A 3,058-nucleotide genomic window follows, 5' to 3' on the forward strand; every position below is an offset into this window, starting at 1 on the left:
GGAACCGAACACCATTTAGGCGGTGTCCTAAATGGGTAAGTTTCGGACAACGGCTTTATAATCATAATCACTATCTATTAGAGCGCGGTAGCCGGTCCTTACGCTGTTGATCTAAAACCGCCTTAGAACCCGCTTCTTCTTCAACTTCCCCCATAACAACTCTATCGATTACTATTTTTTCAGCTACCTCGGGGAATTCGGCACCCATTAAGGAAAGTGCCAAGTTCTTGATTTCTGCACGATGCGGTTTTCCTACTTCGGTTAAGGGTACTCGATTAACGAATTTTATAATACGGGGCTTCTTGTAAGAAGCGACATTGTCCTTACAGTATTCAATCACTTCTTCAGGAGTCATATCCTTTCCGGGTTTGAGTTCGATCAATGCGGTTACAAGTTCCCCCCAGACTTTATCAGGTACTCCTGTTACTGCTACGTTCTGAATTTTTGGATGCGTTTTTAAATAATCTTCAATCTCCATTGGATAAATTTTTTCGCCGCCTGAAGTGATCATTTCACTGATTCTGCCTACGTAATAGATATTTCCTTCTTTATCCATTCTACAAAGATCACCCGAATGCAGCCATCCATTATTTTCAATAGTTCTCTTGGTTTTCCACGGGTCTTTGTAATATCCTTTCATTACGTTTTTACCTTTGAATATCATTTCTCCAACTTCACCAATCGGTACATCTCTCATGTTCTCATCGACAACCCGCATTTCCATACCTGTTACCAGTTGGCCTATGTAGCCTTGCTTGATTTTCGGTATGTCCTCATAGGTCATGAATGCGATTGTTGATGTGCCCACTGTTTCCGTTGAGCCATAGCCATCCACTAGGGTGACTTTGGGGAATTTTTCTAAAATTTCAATTTTCATTTCGCGGGGCATTTTCGCTCCACCAGAACCCAATACTGTCAACGAACTAAAGTCAAATTTGTCCAAATCTGGATAATTTAGCCACATTCGATACATGGTTGGTACCATGAATATTGTAGTAATTTTCTCATCTTGAATTATTTGACAGATCTCTTCTGGATCAAAACTTGAATTAACCGGAAAAACGATAAAACTCCCCAACCCGATCTGTGTTATAATTGTCAGTATTCCGGATATGTGAAAAATCGGAGTAGGGATTAAAAATTTCATTTTCAGTCCTGAAGATGGTATAAGTGTACTTTCAGGAATCTTTTTTTCAGCAATTAATTTTGCACCATGCCCCGGAGTCAAGTAGGTTGCGGCATATAAATTAGAATGCGTATATATTACGCCTTTAGGGTATCCTGTAGTACCACCGGTGTAAAGTATGAATGCGGGCTCCTCATCATCGATTTTGATGTCTGGATCGGTTTCATCTTTATCTTTAATAAATTTCTCATAATTATACATGTCACTAAACTCTTGGTCAGACGGCGCATCAACGACAAATGTATGTCTGATACTTGTGATTTTTCTGGTTTTGAAAAAATTACGAGTATTATTAACAAATCTTTTTTCAATAAATAGTCCGGTAATGTCTGAATTTTTATATATGTATTCAAATTCTGTAAATCCGTATCTAAAATTAATCGGAACCGGTATTGCACCGATTTTTTGGAGCCCGAACATAATTTCCAAAAACTCAGGTGAATTGTAAAGCAAGGCTCCAAATTTTTCACCTTTCCTAACACCGGCATCCAATAAGGCACACGCCAACTGGTTTGCTCGTTTATTCAATTTCTTATAGGTATATACTTTATTACCTTGCTTAACAGCCTCAACATCACTATGACTTGTAGCCCATTTTTTCAACAAGTCTGCATAACCCATTATATCCCCTCTCATATCCCTTTAAATTTAGGCTCTCTTTTCTCCATGAAACTTAAGAGTGATTCAGTAAAATCCTCAGATTTGAATGCCTTGAAGAGACATTCAGCCTCGTTATCAAGAGCCTTTACAATTTGGTCCATTAATAAACTATGTATAGCTTCTTTAGCCAGCCCAATCGCAAGAGTTGGACCCTTTGCTAATCGCTTGGCCAATTCTTTAACTTTCGACATAAAAATATCGTCAGGAAAAACATCATTTATTAAGCCAATATTTTTAGCTTCATGGGCACTAAACCTGTCTCCGAAAAATATGAGTTCTTTAGCCTTGTGTATTCCCACGATATATGGTAGTAATAATGTTGAAGACATTTCTGGTGTAATAGCTCGCTTGATAAAGAACGTGCCGAACTCTGCTTTGTCAGAGGCATAAACTAAATCACAGTTTAAAGCCAGATTCATTCCGGCACCTAATGCCAGCCCATTCACAGCCGCAATGAGTGGTTTGTTCAAGTTTATCAGTTTTAGCACTAATTTTTTTTGTGATAGATCAATTTCTTTACCTGCTTGACTTTGATCAAAACTGAAATCTCCACCCGAAGAAAAAGCCCTTCCCGCGCCAGTTATGATAACAGCTCTTATTTCGGCATCATCTTTAATTCCATCTAAAGCATCTTTTATCTCTTCAAACATTTTATTGTTCATTGCATTCAAACGTTCTGGTCTATTTAGAGTTAGTGTACAAACATTATCCTCCTTTTCAAAAGTAATTGTTTCGTAGAACATTGTCTCCCTCCTTGAATTGACAGTTAATGAATTATTGTTTTTTAACCGTTAGTTACGAAGAAATAAATATTATAGTTTTTGGAATTTGCTATTTCATTAACATTTGAATTTTCAGCATGTCCTTCATATCGCCCTTAGCTTTTAACTTACCACCCATGAATGCTTTAGTTGGACTTATCTCACCATCACATATTCCAAAAATGACCTCACTATCCGTCTCGATGAGCACATCAGGTTTTTCTACCATTCCCTCTTTGACCGTACACGTCTCATCCTTGAATTCCATCAAGAGTGAAAAATCAGTGTCGTTAAAGTTTAATTGCAACACCTTGTTAAAACCCTGAAAACGTTCCTTATAACTAGGGTCGTCTAATTTGCCAGCCCATTCTCCCAGTGCTTCCAGTAATTCCTCCTTAATGCCCATTTTTAATCACTATTTTTAAAATTTTTAATTTATATATATATTGAT

3 protein-coding genes are annotated in these 3,058 nt (G+C 37.5%); all 3 read right to left on the minus strand.

Features of this window, described 5'->3' with window-relative positions:
* Positions 1-70: 70 nt before the first annotated feature.
* A complete protein-coding gene (locus ACUVXA_RS18885; RefSeq protein ID WP_445872839.1) occupies positions 71-1,807 on the minus strand; it encodes an AMP-binding protein in 1,737 nt (578 codons plus the stop codon).
* Positions 1,808-1,818: 11 nt separating this feature from the next.
* Positions 1,819-2,589, minus strand: coding sequence for an enoyl-CoA hydratase/isomerase family protein (locus ACUVXA_RS18890; protein WP_445872840.1), 771 nt, complete (start codon positions 2,587-2,589; stop codon positions 1,819-1,821).
* Positions 2,590-2,677: 88 nt separating this feature from the next.
* Positions 2,678-3,013 (minus strand): SCP2 sterol-binding domain-containing protein, encoded by a 336-nt coding sequence (locus ACUVXA_RS18895; RefSeq protein ID WP_445872841.1) that lies wholly within the window; start codon positions 3,011-3,013, stop codon positions 2,678-2,680.
* Between the last annotated feature and the right edge of the window lie 45 nt (positions 3,014-3,058).

Source organism: Candidatus Jordarchaeum sp., assembly GCF_052745115.1.